Source organism: Roseateles sp. P5_D6, assembly GCF_054049415.1.
In genome coordinates this window covers 48,745-64,355 of record NZ_JBFUMK010000010.1, presented here as the reverse complement: position 1 = coordinate 64,355, position 15,611 = coordinate 48,745, and the positions used below count along the sequence as shown (strand labels likewise).

Annotated in this window: 16 protein-coding genes and 1 pseudogene; 7 read left to right on the top strand and 10 right to left on the bottom strand. The window is 68.3% G+C overall.

Translation table 11 applies throughout. The features are described 5' to 3' along the window. Positions 1 to 14: 14 nt before the first annotated feature. The 4 genes from ACXJKM_RS15090 to ACXJKM_RS15075 all read left to right on the top strand — a co-directional run bounded on the left by ACXJKM_RS15090 (position 15) and on the right by ACXJKM_RS15075 (position 4,636). On the top strand, positions 15 to 1,307 hold the full coding sequence (locus ACXJKM_RS15090; protein WP_457353362.1) for a sigma-54-dependent transcriptional regulator: 1,293 nt from the start codon (positions 15 to 17) through the stop codon (positions 1,305 to 1,307). After that, positions 1,297 to 2,457: a sensor histidine kinase gene (locus ACXJKM_RS15085; protein WP_457353360.1), complete on the top strand. Its 1,161-nt coding sequence runs from the start codon at positions 1,297 to 1,299 to the stop codon at positions 2,455 to 2,457. The genes ACXJKM_RS15090 and ACXJKM_RS15085 overlap by 11 nt, the downstream gene beginning before the upstream one ends. Before the next feature lie 92 nt (positions 2,458 to 2,549). Then, the gene (locus ACXJKM_RS15080; RefSeq protein WP_457353358.1) at positions 2,550 to 3,788 is read left to right on the top strand and encodes a glycerophosphodiester phosphodiesterase; all 1,239 of its coding nucleotides are present in this window, start codon (positions 2,550 to 2,552) and stop codon (positions 3,786 to 3,788) included. A gap of 122 nt (positions 3,789 to 3,910) precedes the next feature. Beyond that, positions 3,911 to 4,636 carry a response regulator gene (locus tag ACXJKM_RS15075; RefSeq protein ID WP_457319764.1) on the top strand — a complete coding sequence of 242 codons (726 nt, stop codon included), beginning with the start codon at positions 3,911 to 3,913 and terminating at the stop codon, positions 4,634 to 4,636. A gap of 147 nt (positions 4,637 to 4,783) precedes the next feature. Here ACXJKM_RS15075 and ACXJKM_RS15070 read toward each other — a convergent pair whose 3' ends face one another. Next, the gene (locus ACXJKM_RS15070; RefSeq protein WP_457353356.1) at positions 4,784 to 5,797 is read right to left on the bottom strand and encodes a hypothetical protein; all 1,014 of its coding nucleotides are present in this window, start codon (positions 5,795 to 5,797) and stop codon (positions 4,784 to 4,786) included. A 185-nt stretch (positions 5,798 to 5,982) separates the two neighbouring features. Between ACXJKM_RS15070 and ACXJKM_RS15065 the strand changes: the two genes are divergently transcribed. After that, on the top strand, positions 5,983 to 6,756 hold the full coding sequence (locus ACXJKM_RS15065; protein WP_457353354.1) for a PEP-CTERM sorting domain-containing protein: 774 nt from the start codon (positions 5,983 to 5,985) through the stop codon (positions 6,754 to 6,756). A gap of 13 nt (positions 6,757 to 6,769) precedes the next feature. Here ACXJKM_RS15065 and ACXJKM_RS15060 read toward each other — a convergent pair whose 3' ends face one another. From ACXJKM_RS15060 to ACXJKM_RS15045, 4 genes are read right to left on the bottom strand one after another with little or no spacing between them, the layout of a single operon-like run. Then, complete coding sequence (locus ACXJKM_RS15060; protein WP_457353352.1) at positions 6,770 to 7,432, bottom strand: 3-keto-disaccharide hydrolase; 663 nt, start codon at positions 7,430 to 7,432, stop codon at positions 6,770 to 6,772. Further along, on the bottom strand, positions 7,432 to 8,046 hold the full coding sequence (locus ACXJKM_RS15055) for a gluconate 2-dehydrogenase subunit 3 family protein (RefSeq protein ID WP_457353350.1): 615 nt from the start codon (positions 8,044 to 8,046) through the stop codon (positions 7,432 to 7,434). The genes ACXJKM_RS15060 and ACXJKM_RS15055 overlap by 1 nt, the downstream gene beginning before the upstream one ends. A 2-nt stretch (positions 8,047 to 8,048) precedes the next feature. Next, complete coding sequence (locus ACXJKM_RS15050) at positions 8,049 to 9,848, bottom strand: GMC family oxidoreductase (RefSeq protein WP_457353348.1); 1,800 nt, start codon at positions 9,846 to 9,848, stop codon at positions 8,049 to 8,051. Between the two features lie 50 nt (positions 9,849 to 9,898). Then, positions 9,899 to 11,257, bottom strand: coding sequence for an MFS transporter (locus ACXJKM_RS15045; RefSeq protein ID WP_457353346.1), 1,359 nt, complete (start codon positions 11,255 to 11,257; stop codon positions 9,899 to 9,901). A 73-nt stretch (positions 11,258 to 11,330) separates the two neighbouring features. On the opposite strand from ACXJKM_RS15045, the gene ACXJKM_RS15040 reads away from it, so the two are divergent. Then, positions 11,331 to 12,425 (top strand): 6-carboxytetrahydropterin synthase, encoded by a 1,095-nt coding sequence (locus ACXJKM_RS15040; protein ID WP_056191037.1) that lies wholly within the window; start codon positions 11,331 to 11,333, stop codon positions 12,423 to 12,425. Next, positions 12,422 to 13,051: a 7-carboxy-7-deazaguanine synthase gene (gene queE / locus ACXJKM_RS15035; RefSeq protein WP_457353344.1), complete on the top strand. Its 630-nt coding sequence runs from the start codon at positions 12,422 to 12,424 to the stop codon at positions 13,049 to 13,051. The genes ACXJKM_RS15040 and queE overlap by 4 nt, the downstream gene beginning before the upstream one ends. 15 nt (positions 13,052 to 13,066) lie before the next feature. On the opposite strand, the gene ACXJKM_RS15030 is transcribed toward queE, so the two are convergent. The 5 genes and pseudogenes from ACXJKM_RS15030 to ACXJKM_RS15010 all read right to left on the bottom strand — a co-directional run bounded on the left by ACXJKM_RS15030 (position 13,067) and on the right by ACXJKM_RS15010 (position 15,611). Continuing rightward, the gene (locus ACXJKM_RS15030; RefSeq protein ID WP_457353342.1) at positions 13,067 to 13,321 is read right to left on the bottom strand and encodes a hypothetical protein; all 255 of its coding nucleotides are present in this window, start codon (positions 13,319 to 13,321) and stop codon (positions 13,067 to 13,069) included. A 178-nt stretch (positions 13,322 to 13,499) separates the two neighbouring features. Continuing rightward, positions 13,500 to 13,880: a DUF1223 domain-containing protein gene (locus tag ACXJKM_RS15025; protein WP_457353340.1), complete on the bottom strand. Its 381-nt coding sequence runs from the start codon at positions 13,878 to 13,880 to the stop codon at positions 13,500 to 13,502. Further along, positions 13,859 to 14,191, bottom strand: a pseudogene (locus tag ACXJKM_RS15020) (DUF1223 domain-containing protein); the annotation flags it as partial. The gene ACXJKM_RS15025 and the pseudogene ACXJKM_RS15020, both read right to left, overlap by 22 nt. Positions 14,192 to 14,313: 122 nt before the next feature. Then, a complete protein-coding gene (locus tag ACXJKM_RS15015; RefSeq protein WP_056191031.1) occupies positions 14,314 to 14,748 on the bottom strand; it encodes an Sbal_3080 family lipoprotein in 435 nt (144 codons plus the stop codon). Between the two features lie 197 nt (positions 14,749 to 14,945). Further along, the gene (locus ACXJKM_RS15010; protein WP_457353338.1) at positions 14,946 to 15,611 is read right to left on the bottom strand and encodes an OmpW/AlkL family protein; all 666 of its coding nucleotides are present in this window, start codon (positions 15,609 to 15,611) and stop codon (positions 14,946 to 14,948) included.

Here is a 15,611-nt window from a genome sequence, read left to right as displayed (position 1 = left end):
AGTCGCGCCCTCTCATGCCCGGCATCCTCATCCTCGACGACGACCCCGACGTGGCCCTGGCCGCGCGGCTTGCGCTGCGCAGGCTGAGCGCGGTGGCCGTGCGCAACGACCCGCGCGAGCTGGCCGCCGCACTGGACGAGATGGCGCCCGACGTGCTGCTGCTGGACATGAACTTCACACCCGGCGCCAGCGATGGCGTGGCCGGCCTGGCGCTGCTGCGTGAGGTGGTGGCGCGCCGCAACGCGCCGGCGGTGGTCGTCATGACCGCCTATGCCGAGGTGGAACTGGCCGTGCAGGCGCTCAAGAGCGGCGCGGTGGACTTCATCACCAAGCCCTGGGCGAACGACAGGCTGGTGGCCTGCGTGCAGGCGGCGCTGGCCCGACGTGCTCCCGCGCCTGCCGCGGGCGAGCTGCTGGGTGAGTCGACGGCGATGCAATCCCTGCGCTCGCAGATCGCGCAAGTCGGCGCCAGCGAAGCCAGCGTGCTCATCCTGGGCGAGAACGGCGTCGGCAAGGAGCTGGTGGCGCGCGCACTGCATAGCGCCTCGCCGCGTGCGGCCGGGCCGCTACTGGCCGTGGACATGGGCTCGCTGCCCGAGGCACTGGTGGAGAGTGAACTCTTCGGCCACCGCCGCGGCAGCTTCACGGACGCCCGCGAGTCACGGCCCGGGCGCTTCGTCGCAGCGGCCGGTGGCACGTTGTTTCTCGACGAGATCGGCAACCTGCCACTGGCCCAACAGGCCAAGCTGCTGGCCGCGCTGGAGCGCCGCGAGGTGACGCCACTGGGCAGCGACAAGCCGGTGCCGGTCGATGTGCGTGTGCTGGCCGCCACCAATGTGGCCGAGGCCGAGCTGTTCGACGCGCGGCGCTTCCGGCCCGACCTGCTGTACCGCCTCAACACCGTGGTGCTGCGCGTGCCGCCGCTGCGCGAGCGCGGTGCCGGCGACATCGCGCTGCTGCTGCGCCACTACCTCGCGCAGTTCGCCAAGGAGCGCACCGTCGAGGTGACACCGGACGCCCTGGCCAGGCTCTGTGCCTACCGCTGGCCTGGCAATGTGCGCGAGCTGCGCCAGGCCTGCGAGCGCGCGACGCTGCTGGCACGCGGGCCGGTGCTCGCGTGGGACGACTTCGGCCTCAACGCCGCGCCGCTTGCGCCTGCCGAGCAGGGGTTGGACCTGGCCCAGCGCGAGCGCGAGGCCGTGCAGGCGGCGCTGGCACAGGCCGACGGCAATATCAGCCAGGCGGCCAAGCTGTTGGGCGTCAGCCGCGCGGCCTTGTATCGACGGCTTGAGAAGCATGGGCTTTGAACGAACCCGTGTCGTGGTGGCTGCGATGGGGCTGGCAGCAAGCGCGGCGGGCGCCGCCGCTTCACTGGACGCCCCGCGCCTGCTCGTCGCCTGCGCGCTGACCGGCTGCCTCGCCGCTGCCATTGGGTGGACTGCACTGAGTCGCCTTGCCCACCGGCCGACGCCGCTCCCACCCGACCCACCGCCCGCACCGCGCCCGGACCTGGATGCCGCACTCGAACACGCCCCGCTCGCGCTGTGGCGCCTCATGGCCGGTACACCGCCTCTCGCGCTGAACGCCGCCGCGCGCCGGCTCATCGCCCCGGGCCGAGCCGCCGAACCTGCGGCGCTGCTTGCTCTGCTGGACACCGGCCCCGGCCGGCGCGTCGTCACCCTGCCCACCGAGCATGGCCAGGAGCGCGCCGTGCTGGCCGTGTCGGCGCTGACCGTGCAAGGCCAGGCCTGGCGGCTGGCGGCACTGGCACCCATCGAGTCCGAGCTGGAGACCGAGACGCTGGCCGCCTGGCGCCAGCTGGTGCAGGTGCTGACCCACGAGATCATGAATTCGCTGACGCCGATCGCGTCGCTCGCCACCAGCGCGCCGGCCCTGCTGGACGCCGGCGAGCACGACGAGCTGCAGGCGGCGCTGGCGACGCTGGCGCGGCGGGCGGCGCATCTGCAGGCCTTTGTCGAGCGCTACCGCAGCGTCAGCCAGCCGCCCGCGCCAACGCTGGCCGACACGCCGCTGCTGCCCTTGCTGCAGGCGGTGCAGCGGCTGCTGGCGCCGGCCTGGGAAGTGGCCGGCGGCGCGGTCAGGATCGTGGTCGAACCCGAAAGCCTGGCCCTGCGCACGGACGCGGCGCAGCTGGAACAGGTGCTGATCAACCTGGCGCAGAACGCGCTACAGGCCTGCGCCGGCTATTCCAAGCCCGAGCTGCTGATCGAAGCCCGGCTGAGCCGCGGCGCACGGCTGCGGCTGACGGTGGCCGACAACGGTCCGGGCGTGGCGCCGGGGCTGGAGAGCCGCATCTTCACGCCCTTCTTCACGACGCGCGAGGGCGGCAGCGGCGTGGGCCTGGCCGTGGTGCGCCAGCTGGTGCATGGCCTTGGCGGCTCGGTGCGCCACGCCAAACGGCCGGGTGGCGGCGCCTGCTTCGTCTTGACGTTTTGATGCAGTTGCAGCGGAGCTAGGGGGTTCCAGGTTCACGGCCTCGTCACCGCCGCCGCCTACCCTGCGGCGCTCGGTCACCCAGGAGCCATCCGATGTTCAAACCCCTTCGCTGGGCCGGCCTGTGCCTGCTCGCCCTCGCCTCGCTGAGTTCGTCATTCAGCGCTACCGCCCATGACCGCGGCCGCGCCGAGAACGCGCCGCTGGTCATCGGCCACCGCGGCGGCGCCACCGGCTATCTGCCCGACCACACGCTGGAGAACTACGCGTTGGGCATCGCCATGGGCGCCGACTATGTCGAGCCTGATCTTGTCGCGACCAAGGACGGCCATTTGATCGTCCGCCACGAGCCCAACCTGATCGCGACGACCAACGTCGCCTCGCTGCCGCAGTTCGCCTCGCGCAAGCGCACCGCCGTCATCGATGGCGCGACCGAGACGGGCTTCTTCGCCAGCGACTTCACGCTGGCCGAGATCAAGACGCTGCGCGCCATCCAGCCGCTGGCCGACCGCGACCCATCCTTCAATGGCCAATTCGAGATCCCGACGCTGGAGGAGGTCATCGCCTTCGTGAAGCGCAAGTCGGCCGAGGAAGGGCGGCGCATCGGCATCTACCCGGAAACCAAGCACCCGACCTATCACCAGAGCCTCGGCCTGGCCCTGGAAGACCGCCTGCTGCGCGTGCTGACCAAAGCTGGCTGGAACCATCGCAGCGCGCCGGTCATCGTGCAGTCCTTCGAGACGGCCAACCTGAAATACCTGCGCAGCAAGTCCAGCCTGCGCCTGGTGCAGCTGGTGGATGCCGACGACGTCAATGCCGACGGCAGCCTGGCCTTCAACAAGCCCTATGACAAGCCTTACGACTGGGTCGTGTCCGGCCGCGCCGGCCTGTTCAAGGACCTGCTGACGCCAGCCGGCCTGGCCGAGGTGAAGACCTATGCCGATGGCATCGGCCCGTGGAAGGTCTACCTGATGTCCAGCGCCTGCAAGACGGTCGCCGCGGGCGGTGGCTGTGCCGACAGCAACGGCGACGGCCTGGTCGACGAGCGCGACCGTAAGCTGCTGCCCGCCAGCGACATCGTCGCCAACGCGCACAAGCTCGGCCTGGTGGTGCACCCCTACACCTTCCGCAGCGAACAAAAGCGCCTGGCCAGCGACTACCAGGGCAGCCCGGTCAACGAATACCTGGCCTTCTACGAGCTGGGCGTGGACGGTGTGTTCGCCGACTTTGCCGACTCGGCCTTCGCGGCGCGGGCCATGTTCCTGCTGAAGAACGACGCCGGCTACGCCCGCTGCCTGGTCAACGGCCGTGGCTGTGTGAGCAGCCGCGACTGAGGTTGCACTGCGGCAGGCGTGCAAAGTCGCGGCAAATCGTCGACTTATGCCTGATTTCCTCGGTGGTGTGACCGTGTGGCGGGTGTTAGGCTGCCCGCTGTTACACCCCGGGGATGGAGTCGATGTTTCACGAGCTGCAGGAGTTGCTGGGCGCCTATCTGATGCCGGTATTGATCGCGATACCGCTGGCCATCATCGTGCTCATCGCCGCCTTCAAGCGTGACGACTACCGTCCGCCGCGCGAATACACGCCGCCGCCACGCCCGCCGCAAGGGGGCCAGCGCGCCAACGCGCCTGTGGTGTTGCCGCCGCTGCCTGGCTCAGCCACTGCTGGCCCGTCGATGGCCAGCGCCTTCGTCACGGCGCCTACGCCGATGCAGCCGCCGGCCGCCCCCGCGCCCGTGGTGCCGGAGGGGCCACCCACCGTGCTGATCGCTGATGACTCGGCCGTCGTGCGCACCAAGCTCAAGCGCCTGCTGGAAGGTGCGGGCTTCGTGGTCGTCCAGGTCAACGACGGCAACGAGGCCATGGCACAACTGGACGAGAAGCCCGAGATCGCCGTGTTGATCACCGACCTCGAGATGCCCAACAAGGACGGTTTCGAGCTGATCGCCGACGTGCATGGCAGCCTGATCACCGAAGACCTGCCCGTCATCGCCATCACCGGCCACGACGAGCTGCACGGCCGCGTCGGCCAGATCGAGGGCGTCTACGGCATCTTCAAGAAGCCCTGGAACGACCGCGAACTGCTCAAGCGCGTGGAGTCGCTGGTGCACCTGCGCAGCGCCGCCAGCAAGCGCGGCCGCCGCGTCAGCGACCTGCGCGCCCCGCCACCGCCGAGCACGTAACTTGCGGGCCGAGCGCCGGGCCGCTCCCTAGCCGGCCCGCGTTTGGCGATGTGCTCGCGGCTCGAAGCCGCGAGCATCGCCGTCCCCTCGGGGGACCGGCCGGTCAGGCCCACGTTCAGCGAGGCCTGACCGGACGAGGGGCGTCAGTCACGTCGGCCTGAAGCTCCACTTCATCTTGATCTCCGCCTGACCGGTGCCGGCCGGCAGGCGCGCCTGATCCTGGCCCCCTGAACTGAGCTGCACGAGGCGCTGCTGCAGCCAGGGCTGGGCCTCGCGCCATTGCAGGCCGATGCGGCCCTCGTGGCGCTGCTTGCGGCGATTGGCCTCCTCGCGGGTCTGCACGCCCTGCACATCCTGCGGCACCAGGCCCAGCGCCGTCCAGACCCGGCCGTTGCGGGTGTCCAGCACGGCCTGCAGCGTCGGGCAGGGCGCATCGTCACGGCGAGTCTCGCTGCCCTGGGCCGTCTCGGTGAAGGGGACAACGCCCTGCACATCGTTGAAGCGCCCCTGCACGCGCTCGTCCAGCTTGGCGCTCAACTGCAGGTTGCAGGCCATCGGTCCGGTGAACAGCAAGTAAGGCGTGGCCGGGCCGCTATCGTCGGGTGCATCGGCACCGCCACCGGCGGCGCGGCGTGCGTCGGCGCGGCAGGCCTCGCGGGCCTTGCCGGCAGGCTGGCGCTCGCAGGCGGCCACCGCCTGGCCATAGCCCTGCATGACGCCCTGGCTGCCGCGGTTGACGCCGGGCATCGCACCCGCGCTCAAGGCCGACGCCTCGCGCATCAGGCAGGCACTGTCCTGCCCGCAGCGTGCCTGCAGCGCCTGCGCCTTGGCCTGCATGGCGCGCCAGTCGGGTGTGGGGGCGGCGGGCGCGGCCGTGACGGCGCGCTGGGCGGCTTCAAGCTGGCGGCGGTGATCGTCGGGGTCCAGCGGGTTGTAGGGGATGGGTGTGCCGTCGCTCTGCAGCAGGGCGCTGAACTGCCAGCGCTGGCTCAGCGTCTGCTCGCCGCGGTCCGCGCCGGCCTGCACGGGGCCCTGGCGCAGCAGTTCGACGTCGAGCACGAGGCGGCGCTGCTGAGCGGTTTGCGCTTGCGTGGTGTCGGCCAGCAGGCTGAAGGCGGCGAGGGCGAGCAGCAGCGTCGGGGCGGTGGGATGTGAAGGCATGGGGAAGAACTCCGGCAGGGATGTGATGGCCGGCATCGTCGGCCGCAGGCGCCAGCGGCGCATCACCCATGGGGAGCCATGGATTTATGACAGTGCCATGGCTCTCACGTGGCTCTTCGCGGGCGATGCGCCGGGAGGGCCTGAAAAACACACTTCCGGCCGTCAACAACCCTGCCATCACCGCCATGAAACTGCTCCTGACCCCCCTCTTGCTGGCTTCGACCGTGCTGACCGCGAATGCGGCGGCCGGTCAGCCTTTCGCCACTTCCGGTGTTCACGCCAGCGCGGGCGGCCAGACCGCCGGCGGTGCCGGCCAGTCGCACGTCAGCAACAGCTTTGCCAACGTGAACGTGCAGGCTTCCGCCGAGGCGTCGCTGAACACGGGCAGCCTGCATGCCCTGGCCTGGTCCAGCAACAACCCGACGCTGCCCAAGGGCTGCCGGCCCGACATGCTGTCGTGCAACTGGGGCACCAGCGCCGACGCCTGGTTCTACGACAAGGTCACGCTGCAGGCCGACGAGAGCCATGACCCGGGCGACCCGGTCAGCTGGAGCTGGTCGGTCGAGGGCGAGACCAAACGCGGCAAATGGTGGAGCGGCTCCTCGGCCACCAGTCGCTTCTATGTCGGGACCAATCCCGAGGGCTGGCGCAACGCCATCACGCTCGACGCCAAGAACAGTTCACGCGAGATCAGCAGCACCTTCCTGGTGCCGGCGCATGGCCAATCGCTGGTGGTCTACATCTATGGCTCGCTGTCCGTGTTCGCCGAAGGCGGCGCGGTGGCAGACTTCTCGCACACCGCCCGCTTCAACTGGGACCTGCCCATGGGCGTCACGGCCACGTCGGCCTCGGGCCATTTCATGACCGCGGCCGTGCCGGAGCCGTCCACCTACGGCCTGATGCTGGCCGGCCTGGCCGTGCTGCCCTGGGCCCGGCGGCGGCTGGCAAGGTGCGGCTGAAGGTCGCCGGTCTTCAGGGCAGCACCTTCACCTTGATATTTCTGAAGTGCACCGTGCTCTCGGGGTCGTGGCCCTGCAGCGCGAAGGTGCCGCTGGCGAGGTAGCGCTGCTCCAAGCCCTTCTTGCGCACGATGGGCGACTCTTCGGTGTAGTCGGCTGTCTTCTCGGCACCGACGAACGTGGTGACGTGCTTGCCCTCGACGCGGATGGTCAGCGTGAACCATTGGCCGTCGGGGGCGATGACCTTGGGGAAGTCCTGCACGCCCCACAGGCCGCCGGTTCGGCTGGGGTCGCTGTGGGAGTTGTTGACCTGCACCTCGTAGCCCAGGCTGGGCCAGCCGACGTCCTGCCACTTGGTGTGGAAATAGACGCCGGAGTTGGCCTTGGCAAAGGTCATCACGTCGGCCTTGAACTCGAAGTTCCTGAAGTCGTGCTGCTGCACGGGGCCGACGTAGAAGAGGTGGGAGCGCGGGCCCTGCACGATGAGGGCACCGTCCTTGACGCTGAAGCTCCCGGGCGCGTCGCTCGCACGCCAGTTCTCCAGCGTCTTGCCGTCGAACAGCAGCTTCCAGCCGGCGGCGGTTTCTTCGGCGCTCAGCGTGTTGATATTCATGTCGGCGGCGTGGGCAGCGGTGGCGACAGCGAGGCTGGCGGCAATTGCGGTAAGTTGGCGCATCAGGCGACTCCGACGATCTGAAGGACTTTGAGAGGGGGGCCGTCGAAGGTGACGGATGGGACATTGCCGACGAAGCCGAGGTCCTTCGAACCCTCGGGCGTCGTGTAGAAGCCCCCGGCCGTCAGGTCGCGGAAGCGCTTGAAGAAGCGTGCCGCGGCGGCGCGCTCGGGCTTGGCCTTCTGCACCCAGCAGATGTCGTCGGCGATCTGCGATTGCGCGGTGACATCGAGTTCGGCGAAGCGTTTGCCGAAGCGCAAGCGGCTCTCGGCGTCCAGCCAACCCAGGCCCGCGACGATGACGTCCTTGTCCTTGACCTGATCTGGGTAGGGCGCGCTGATCCACTCGTCGATGAAGAAGTGGACCTTGAGCTGCGCGGCGCTGGGTGAGTATTCGTCGGCCGGGATGATGAGGCCACACAGCGCCTGCGCGGCGCGCGCCTGATCAGCCGTGAAGGTCAGCGGCCACAGCTCGCCGCCACGATAGGTCCTGGTGAGTTGAGGATCCGTGCCATAGCCCCTGCCTTTGCGCGCAGCGGGTGTAGCGCCGGCCGACACCTCCACGCCCATGGCGGCGCTGGCGGCCAGCATCCATTGCAGGGTCTGTCTGCGGTCCATGCTCAGAGCTCCTTCTTGCGCATGCGCTCGACGATGTGGTCCGCCTGGCGCCAGGCCAGGGCCATGATGGTCAGCGTCGGGTTCTTGTCGGCGTTGGACGCGAAGGGCGCCCCGTCGGACAGAAAGAGGTTGGGCACGTCCCAGGTCTGACCCCAGCCATTCGTGACCGAGTTGCGCGCATCCGCGCCCATGATGGCGCCGCCGACCTCGTGGATGATGGAACCGCCCGGCGCGATGGCCTTGGCCCCGTCCAGTTCCGGCCCACCGTCCTGCACGCGGCCGCCCATGGCGGTGATGATGTCGGCAAAGGTCCTTTGCATGTGCGCAGCCTGGCGGGTCTCGTGCTCGGCCCACTGCCAGTGAAAGCGCAGCACCGGGATGCCGAAACGGTCCTTCACCGTCGGGTCAATTTCGCACCAGGACTGCTCGTTGGGGATCATCTCGCCGCGGCCGGCGAAGTGGACGAAGGAGCCGTACAGCCGCCTCACGTCCTGCTTGAAGCGCGCGCCATAGCTGCCCTGGGTCAGCCACTCCAAGCCCGCGCCGGTGCCCGAGGTGGGCATGCGCCGGCCTGTGCTGATCTCGATGTGATAGCCGCGCGGAAAGCCCAGCTTCCTGTGCCAGTCGCGGCCCTGCTGCTGGTAAAGCCACCAGGGCGAATAGGCGTGGCCGCCGCCGGCGCCGTCCTCGTTGTGGGGCGGCAAGGCTTCCAGGCCCGGCACCTGGCCCGACAGGTCGCTGCCAACGGTATCCATGATGTAGCGGCCGAGCTTGCCGCTGGCGTTGGCGAGGCCCCCCGGCTTGCTGTTCAGCAGGATGCGCACCGATTCGCAGGCGCTGGCCGCCAGCACGACGGCGCGGGCCTTGGCCTTGATGTGCTTGCCGGTCTTGCGGTCGACAAAGCGCACGCCGCTGGCCTTGCCGCCGGCGGTCGTCACCTCGTAGACCATGGCGTCGCAGAGCACGTCCAGATTGCCGCTGGCCAACGCCGGCGGCAGGTGCACCGCCGGGCTCTGGTAGGTGGCGCCGATGCTGCAGCCGCGCCCGCAGGGCGTGGCCCAGAAGCAGGCGGCGCGGTCGCGCATGGCCTGGGCGACCAAACCTTGAGCGCGCGGGTTGCCGGGGTGCAGCAGGGCGGGGATGCGGGCGTCGTCGAGCTTTTTCGTCAGCACCGCGCGGTGGATGGGCACGACGGGCACGCCCAGCGTCGCCGCGTGCTTCTTGATGAGTCGCTCGCCCACGCGCATCGCTGGCGCGGGCAGCAGGCAGCCCTCGGGCGAGTCAGGTGTGTTCTCCAGGCCCTCGTCGCTGCCGTAGATGCCGACCAGCATCTCAACCTTGTCGTAGTAGGGCGCCAGGTCGTCGTAGCCGATGGGCCAGTCGAAGCCCAGGCCATCACGGCTGTGGGGCTTGAAGTCGTAGGGGCCGTTTCTCAACGAGATGCGGCCCCAGTGGTTGGTGCGGCCGCCCAACATGCGTGAGCGCCACCAGTCGAAGCGCTGCTGGGGGTCAGTGGAAGCTTGCGTGTAGGGCTCGCCGGGCACCTGCCAGCCGCCGTCCACCGTCGCGTCGTAAAAGCCGAAGGGCTTGTCCGGCGTGCCGGCACCGCGCAGCGGCGCGTCCACGCTGGTCTGGAACATCGGCGTCTCGGTGCGGAAGTCGTAGTTGCGGCCGGCCTCCAGCATCAGCACCTTCACGCCCTCCAGCGCCAGCGTGTAGGCCGTTTGGCCGCCACCGGCGCCTGAGCCGACGACGATGACGTCGTAGTCCCTGGCCAAGCTGCGCGTCGTCACGAAACCCATGCACCTCTCCCGCGGAAGACGGCGCAGTGTGCCACCAGCAGAAAGCGTTTTCAGTGGTTGTTGGGTTGGGCTCGGGGGCTGATCAAGGCAGCGACGGTGACGAGCCCCAGCGCCAGCAGCAGCACCGGCAAGACCTGGCGCGTGACGGGGTCGAACAGCAGGCCGGCCAGGGCCAGCGCGGCACTGCTGGTCAGCGCATCACAGAGTTGCAGCGACGAGGTGTTGCTGCCTTGCTGCTCCGGCGGCGACAGCTTGAGCAGCAGCACCGACAGGATGGGAAAGGACAGGCCGATGCCCAGGCCGACCAGGGTCCAGCCCACAAAGACCAGCGAGGAGGGCAGGGCGAACAGAAGCGGCGCGATGACGAGGGTCAGCGCCAGCGCCGTCAATGTGAAACCGCCCGGCAGCAACAGCCGCCGCGATTTGGGCCGCTGCACGCGCGCCTGCAAGGCGCTGCCGATGCTCCAGGTCACCGCGCCGGCGCTCAACGCAATGCCGGCCTGGGTCAGGCTCCAGCCGAAGTGCTGGGTCAGCATCAACGGCAGGAAGGCCTCGGCGCTGGCAAAGGTCGCGGCGATGAGGCCGCGCAGCAGGATGACCGTCGGCAGGCCACGCGCCGCCCTCAGCGTGCCAGCGGGCAGCAGCAGCCGGGCGGCGATGCCGGCGGTCACCAGGCCGGCCGCGAACAGCAGGGCCGAGCTGGTGCCGCTCTGCTGGCTGGCGCTGTGCAGCGTCAGCGCGCCCGCACTGGCCAGCAGGGCCCAGCGCATCGCGCCCCAGCGCAGCTCGTCACCGGTGCCCGAGCCCACACGCTTGAGGGCCGGCAGGATCATCAACGCCGCCACGGGCACGGCCGCCGCGACGACCAGGAAGACGGAGCGCCAGCCGATGAACTGCACGAGGAAGGACGCCAGCGCCGGCCCGACCAGGCCGGGCACGACCCAGGCGCCCGCGAACATCGCGAACATCTTGGGATGGAGTTGCTGCGGCACGACCTGGCCGACGCCGACATACAGCGTGACGCCCAGCACGCCGCTGCCCAGGCCCTGCAGCGCGCGGCCGAGCACCAGCACGGGCATGGATGGCGCAAAACCCGCCAGCAGCAGGCCAACCAGGAAGGCGGCGAGGCCTGCCAGCGCGGCGCGATAGGGGCCGCGCTTGTCGCAGAGTTGGCCGGCCGCCGTCATGCCCAGCACCGAGGTGGCCAGCGTCGCGCCGAAGGCCAGTGCGTAATAGGGCAGGCCCTGCAGCGCCTCGGCCACGGCCGGCATCGCGGTGGCGACGGCGATGGACTCGAAGGCCAGCATGGAGATCAGCGCGATGGCGCCGATGCAGGCGGCGCTGCGGCCAGGGGCAAAGAGTTTTTCGGACGCGCCGGCCGGCGCGTCGATGGGGTCAGCAAGATTCATGGCGGGGAAGACTAAAAGCTCAAGCCCACTTCAAGTCAAGCAGGGTTTTGGGGGTGGGCGCGACAATCGCGGCATGTCAGTTTCCGTGTTGCACTGTGCCTCGGCCGGCTTCGAGTCGGCCTGCCGCATTCCCGCCCTGCCCGCCTCCCATCGCAGCCATGGCCTGCATGGCCACAGCTATTTCGCCACCGTCCGCACGGCCCTGCCCGCGGGCTGGCCTGCTTTTCCGGGGGGTGAGGTCGAGGCGCTGCGTGCGCGCATGACTGAGACCGTGGCACCGCTGGATCATGCCTTGCTGAACGACCACCTGGCCGAGCCCACCGACGAGAACCTCGCGCGCTGGGTGCGCCAGCGGCTGGACGTGCCCGGCATCGTGCAGGTGGGCGTGCAAAGCACCCAACACAGCGGCGTGGACCTGGACGGCGCCGGCCATGCGCATGTCTGGCGGCGCTACCGCTTCCAGGCCGCCCACCAGCTGCCGAATGTACCGGCTGGCCACCAGTGCGGCCGCATGCATGGCCATGGCTTCGAGGTCATCCTGCATGCCAATGCGGACCTCGGCGAGCGCGACCTGTCCATCGACTACGACCACCTCGACGAGGTCTGGGCGCCGCTGCATTTCGCGCTGAACTACCGCTGCCTGAACGACATCGCGGGGCTGCAGAACCCGACCAGCGAGAACATCTCGGCCTGGCTGTGGGACAGGCTGAAGCCCGAACTGCCGGAGCTGAGCTGGGTGACCGTCTACGAGACCGGCTCCAGCGGCGCCAACTTCAACGGCAACAGCTACCGCATCTGGAAGGAGATGACGCTGGACAGCGCCGTTCGCATGAAGCACGCGCCCGTTGGCCATCCGCTGGCCGGCATCCATGGCCACACCTTCACGCTGCGGCTGCACCTGGCTGCGCCGCTGGACCAGGTGATGGGCTGGACGGTGGACTTCGGTGACGTGAAGTCGCTGTTCAACCCCATCTTCAAACGGTTGGACCATCACCCGCTGTTTGAGATTGCCAATCTGCCCGACGGTGACGTGGCCTCGATTGCAGCCTGGGTGCTGCGCGAAGGCGGCGCGGTACTGCCGCAGATCGACCGCGTGGACCTGTACGAGACGCGCGGCTCGGGTGCCATCGTCAGCCGGGCTGACTCCGAAGAATTGATCCCCGTATGACGTATTCGGTCAAAGAGCTGTTCTTCACGCTGCAGGGCGAAGGCGCCCAGGCCGGCCGCGCAGCCGTGTTCTGCCGCTTTGCCGGCTGCAACCTCTGGACCGGCCGCGAGCAGGATCGCGCGACGGCGGTCTGCACGTTTTGCGACACGGACTTTGTCGGCACGGATGGCGAGGGTGGCGGCAAGTTCGCAACCGCCGATGCGCTGGCCGATGCGATTGCCAAAGCATGGCCCGGCGGTGGTCGTCCCTACGTCGTCTGTACCGGCGGCGAGCCGCTGCTGCAGTTGGACACGCCGCTGATCGACGCCCTGCACGCCCGCGGCTTCGAGGTCGCTGTCGAGACCAATGGCACGCAACCCGCGCCGCCGGGGCTGGACTGGATCTGCGTCAGCCCCAAGGCCGATGCGCCGCTGGTGCTGACCTCGGGCCACGAGTTGAAGCTGGTCTACCCACAGCCGCTGGCGCAGCCGGAGCGGTTCGCCAACCTGGACTTCCAGAACTTCTTCCTGCAGCCGATGGACTCGGTGCTGCAGCGCGAGCACACCAAGGCGGCCGTGGCCTACTGCATGGCCCATCCGCAGTGGCGGCTGTCGGTGCAGATGCACAAGGTCGTCGGCATCGCCTGACTCATTTGTACGGTCTCACAGGTCGCATCTCAGCCCCTGCAACGACCTTGCCGCACGAACACCTACCTCAGTCAGTTTGACGCGGCTGTATCGAGGAAAGCTGCCTCCAGCCGTCGTTTGCGACACCGGACCAAGTCCTCGACGCCAGTCGGATGAAACAAGCTCCCGAGCTTCGAGTGCGTACATGGTGCTCATAGCAACGTCATTCAGCTCGAATGTTTCGAGGTCGGCGTGTTCAAGCAAATTTTGAATCGACTTCGTCAACAACATCTTGCCCTCCGTGGAACGCCGGGTTCACGAGCACCACTAGGCTACGTCGCTCCTTGCCAAACTGACAAGAAAGAGATCGCCGAACGATTCAATGTCTTAGCGCTAGCCTGGAAGCAATCTCTTGCTTGACGCCCGTCAAGTAGCGGCCGGCCACCAAGCGGTCATCGATTCAATCTGCTCAGCACCCGATTTCCACCGCCTGCAGCACGCCACCATCGCGTGCATCGACCGCCACCGCAATCCAGCGGCTCGTGTGGCCGGGCTCGGTGGCATGCACCGGCACGGCCCAATCCCCTCGGCCCTGGCCGTCCCAGACCGGCAGCCGCGCGTACTCGCGCACGACACTGTCGTGGTTGAGCGTCTCGCCACGGTTCTCGCCGGCGCGCACGCGGCTTTGGTGGCCGTCCTCGACGCGAGCCCACCAGAGCTGGACGTGCGCGGGCGCGCCAGGCAAGGCCTCTCCGCACTGAGCTTCAGTTCGCCGCTCGCGCTGCGGCTCCAGCCCAACCGTACACGAGCCGGCTCGGCACTCGCCGCGGGCAATGAAGCGCTGCGCCAATCCCGCCCATTGATGACGATTTGCGGTGTGTACGCATAGCGTGAGCCATTAACGCCCACGCCTTGTTTCTGGCGCTCGGTGAAGGCCGGGCTGGAAAACCGATCCGGCCAGCCCAGGCCGTTCCAGTAGTCAACATGAAAGGCTGCCGCGATGACGCCGGGCTGGCCCTTGAGGCCGCTCAGCCAGCGGTCCGCCGGCGGGCAGGAGGAGCAGCCTTCGGATGTGTAGAGCTCGACGATGCGCGGCACCGTCGCGCCGCTTTGCACGGTTGTAGCAGGACAGCTTTGGGCGCCGGCGAGAGGCGTGGCCATGGCGAGGAGCAGGGCAGTCAGCTTCATGGGGCATGAGTCGACCATGATCGACAAACCTGACATGCCAGAACGACAAAGGGAGCCCGCAGGCTCCCTTCTGCGCTATGAGTCCGGCCGCCTGCTCAGGCGCCGGCGCCACCCGGGAACAGTTGATTGACCAGTTCGGTAATCTTCTTGTCGGCGTCGATGAACTTGCCCATGTTGCCACCGCCGCGCGTCGAGTCGTACTTGGCTTCACCGACCGGCTTACCGTTGTTGTAGACCTTGATCTCCGCGTAGGCCATGTACAGGGCAAGGTCCCAGCGCCAGTTGGCCGTGTAGGTCGACGTGATCGGGCATTCGATCAGCGAGGCGCCAGCCGGCAGCTTGCGGACCGCATAGCCCTTGGCCTCGAGCGCCTTCCTGTAGCTCTCGAAAACCCCTTCCCTGACGTCGCCGTTATGGACGATGCAGATCTGCTTGGCCTCCAGCCGCTCGACCGGCTGCACGGTCTGATGGATGGCACAGCCGCCCAAGGATGCAGCAGCGGCAATGATCAGCAGTGTGTGGATCCTCATGATGATTTCCCTCCCGAAAGTTGTTTGGATTTGGTGCTCTTCGCGGCTTGCGATCAGCGGGGGCACTATGCCGATGAATGTCACCAGTTGTGACTTGAACTTCGCTCATTGCCCTCGGCGGCCGTGACGGCTTCACGAGAGGCCCAAAGAAAAGGGAGCCCGCAGGCTCCCTCTTGGTGATCGGCCTGGAAGCCGGATCAGAAGCGATAACCAATCCCGAACTTGACGGACACCGGGTCCAGCGTCGTCTCGATGGTCTGGCCAGTAGACAGGCTGCCGGTCGTCTTGATAAAGGTCTTGGTGACTGCCAGACTGGCGGACCAGTCCTTGGTGATGTTGAAGGCACCACCGAGTTCCATGGTCGTGCCGAAGCGGCTCTTCATGGACAGCGTCGTCGGGCTGGCGGGCGAGCCACCGGTGAGGCCGGACAGTGCGGCCGTGRCGCGTGGCTTGAAGAAGTAGCCATAGGTGACGCCCGCGCCGACAAAGGGACGGAAGCTGCTGTTGGCGTCGCCGAAGCGGTACTGGGCCAGCAGCGTCATCGGCAGGGACTTGACCGTGCCGAGCTTGCCCGAACCTTCGATGGCGCCAGCACCAACGACGTCGTGCTTGAACGGCAGCGCGATCGGCAGATCGATGCTGATGTTGTCGGTCCAGTAGTAAGTCACGCCGCCGACGAAGGAGCTGGCCTTCTTCACGTCGACCTTGGTGCCCGCCAGGCTGGGCGCGGTCAGATCACCGCTGTCGACATGCGGGTTGATCTGTGCGGCACCGCCATAGACGACGATGCTGCCGGCCGATTGCGCGTGAACGAGGCCGGTGGCGGAGAGCAGGGTGACTGCGAGCAGGGATTTGATGTTCAT

Excerpts from the sequence above, each read along its gene's own strand:
- ACXJKM_RS15090 (WP_457353362.1), top strand. The coding sequence starts at position 15 with ATGCCCGGCATCCTCATCCTCGACGACGACCCCGACGTGGCCCTGGCC.
- ACXJKM_RS15085 (WP_457353360.1), top strand. The coding sequence starts at position 1,297 with ATGGGCTTTGAACGAACCCGTGTCGTGGTGGCTGCGATGGGGCTGGCA.
- ACXJKM_RS15080 (WP_457353358.1), top strand. The coding sequence starts at position 2,550 with ATGTTCAAACCCCTTCGCTGGGCCGGCCTGTGCCTGCTCGCCCTCGCC.
- ACXJKM_RS15075 (WP_457319764.1), top strand. The coding sequence starts at position 3,911 with ATGTTTCACGAGCTGCAGGAGTTGCTGGGCGCCTATCTGATGCCGGTA.
- ACXJKM_RS15070 (WP_457353356.1), bottom strand. The coding sequence starts at position 5,797 with ATGCCTTCACATCCCACCGCCCCGACGCTGCTGCTCGCCCTCGCCGCC.
- ACXJKM_RS15065 (WP_457353354.1), top strand. The coding sequence starts at position 5,983 with ATGAAACTGCTCCTGACCCCCCTCTTGCTGGCTTCGACCGTGCTGACC.
- ACXJKM_RS15060 (WP_457353352.1), bottom strand. The coding sequence starts at position 7,432 with ATGCGCCAACTTACCGCAATTGCCGCCAGCCTCGCTGTCGCCACCGCT.
- ACXJKM_RS15055 (WP_457353350.1), bottom strand. The coding sequence starts at position 8,046 with ATGGACCGCAGACAGACCCTGCAATGGATGCTGGCCGCCAGCGCCGCC.
- ACXJKM_RS15050 (WP_457353348.1), bottom strand. The coding sequence starts at position 9,848 with ATGGGTTTCGTGACGACGCGCAGCTTGGCCAGGGACTACGACGTCATC.
- ACXJKM_RS15045 (WP_457353346.1), bottom strand. The coding sequence starts at position 11,257 with ATGAATCTTGCTGACCCCATCGACGCGCCGGCCGGCGCGTCCGAAAAA.
- ACXJKM_RS15040 (WP_056191037.1), top strand. The coding sequence starts at position 11,331 with ATGTCAGTTTCCGTGTTGCACTGTGCCTCGGCCGGCTTCGAGTCGGCC.
- queE (WP_457353344.1), top strand. The coding sequence starts at position 12,422 with ATGACGTATTCGGTCAAAGAGCTGTTCTTCACGCTGCAGGGCGAAGGC.
- ACXJKM_RS15030 (WP_457353342.1), bottom strand. The coding sequence starts at position 13,321 with ATGTTGTTGACGAAGTCGATTCAAAATTTGCTTGAACACGCCGACCTC.
- ACXJKM_RS15015 (WP_056191031.1), bottom strand. The coding sequence starts at position 14,748 with ATGAGGATCCACACACTGCTGATCATTGCCGCTGCTGCATCCTTGGGC.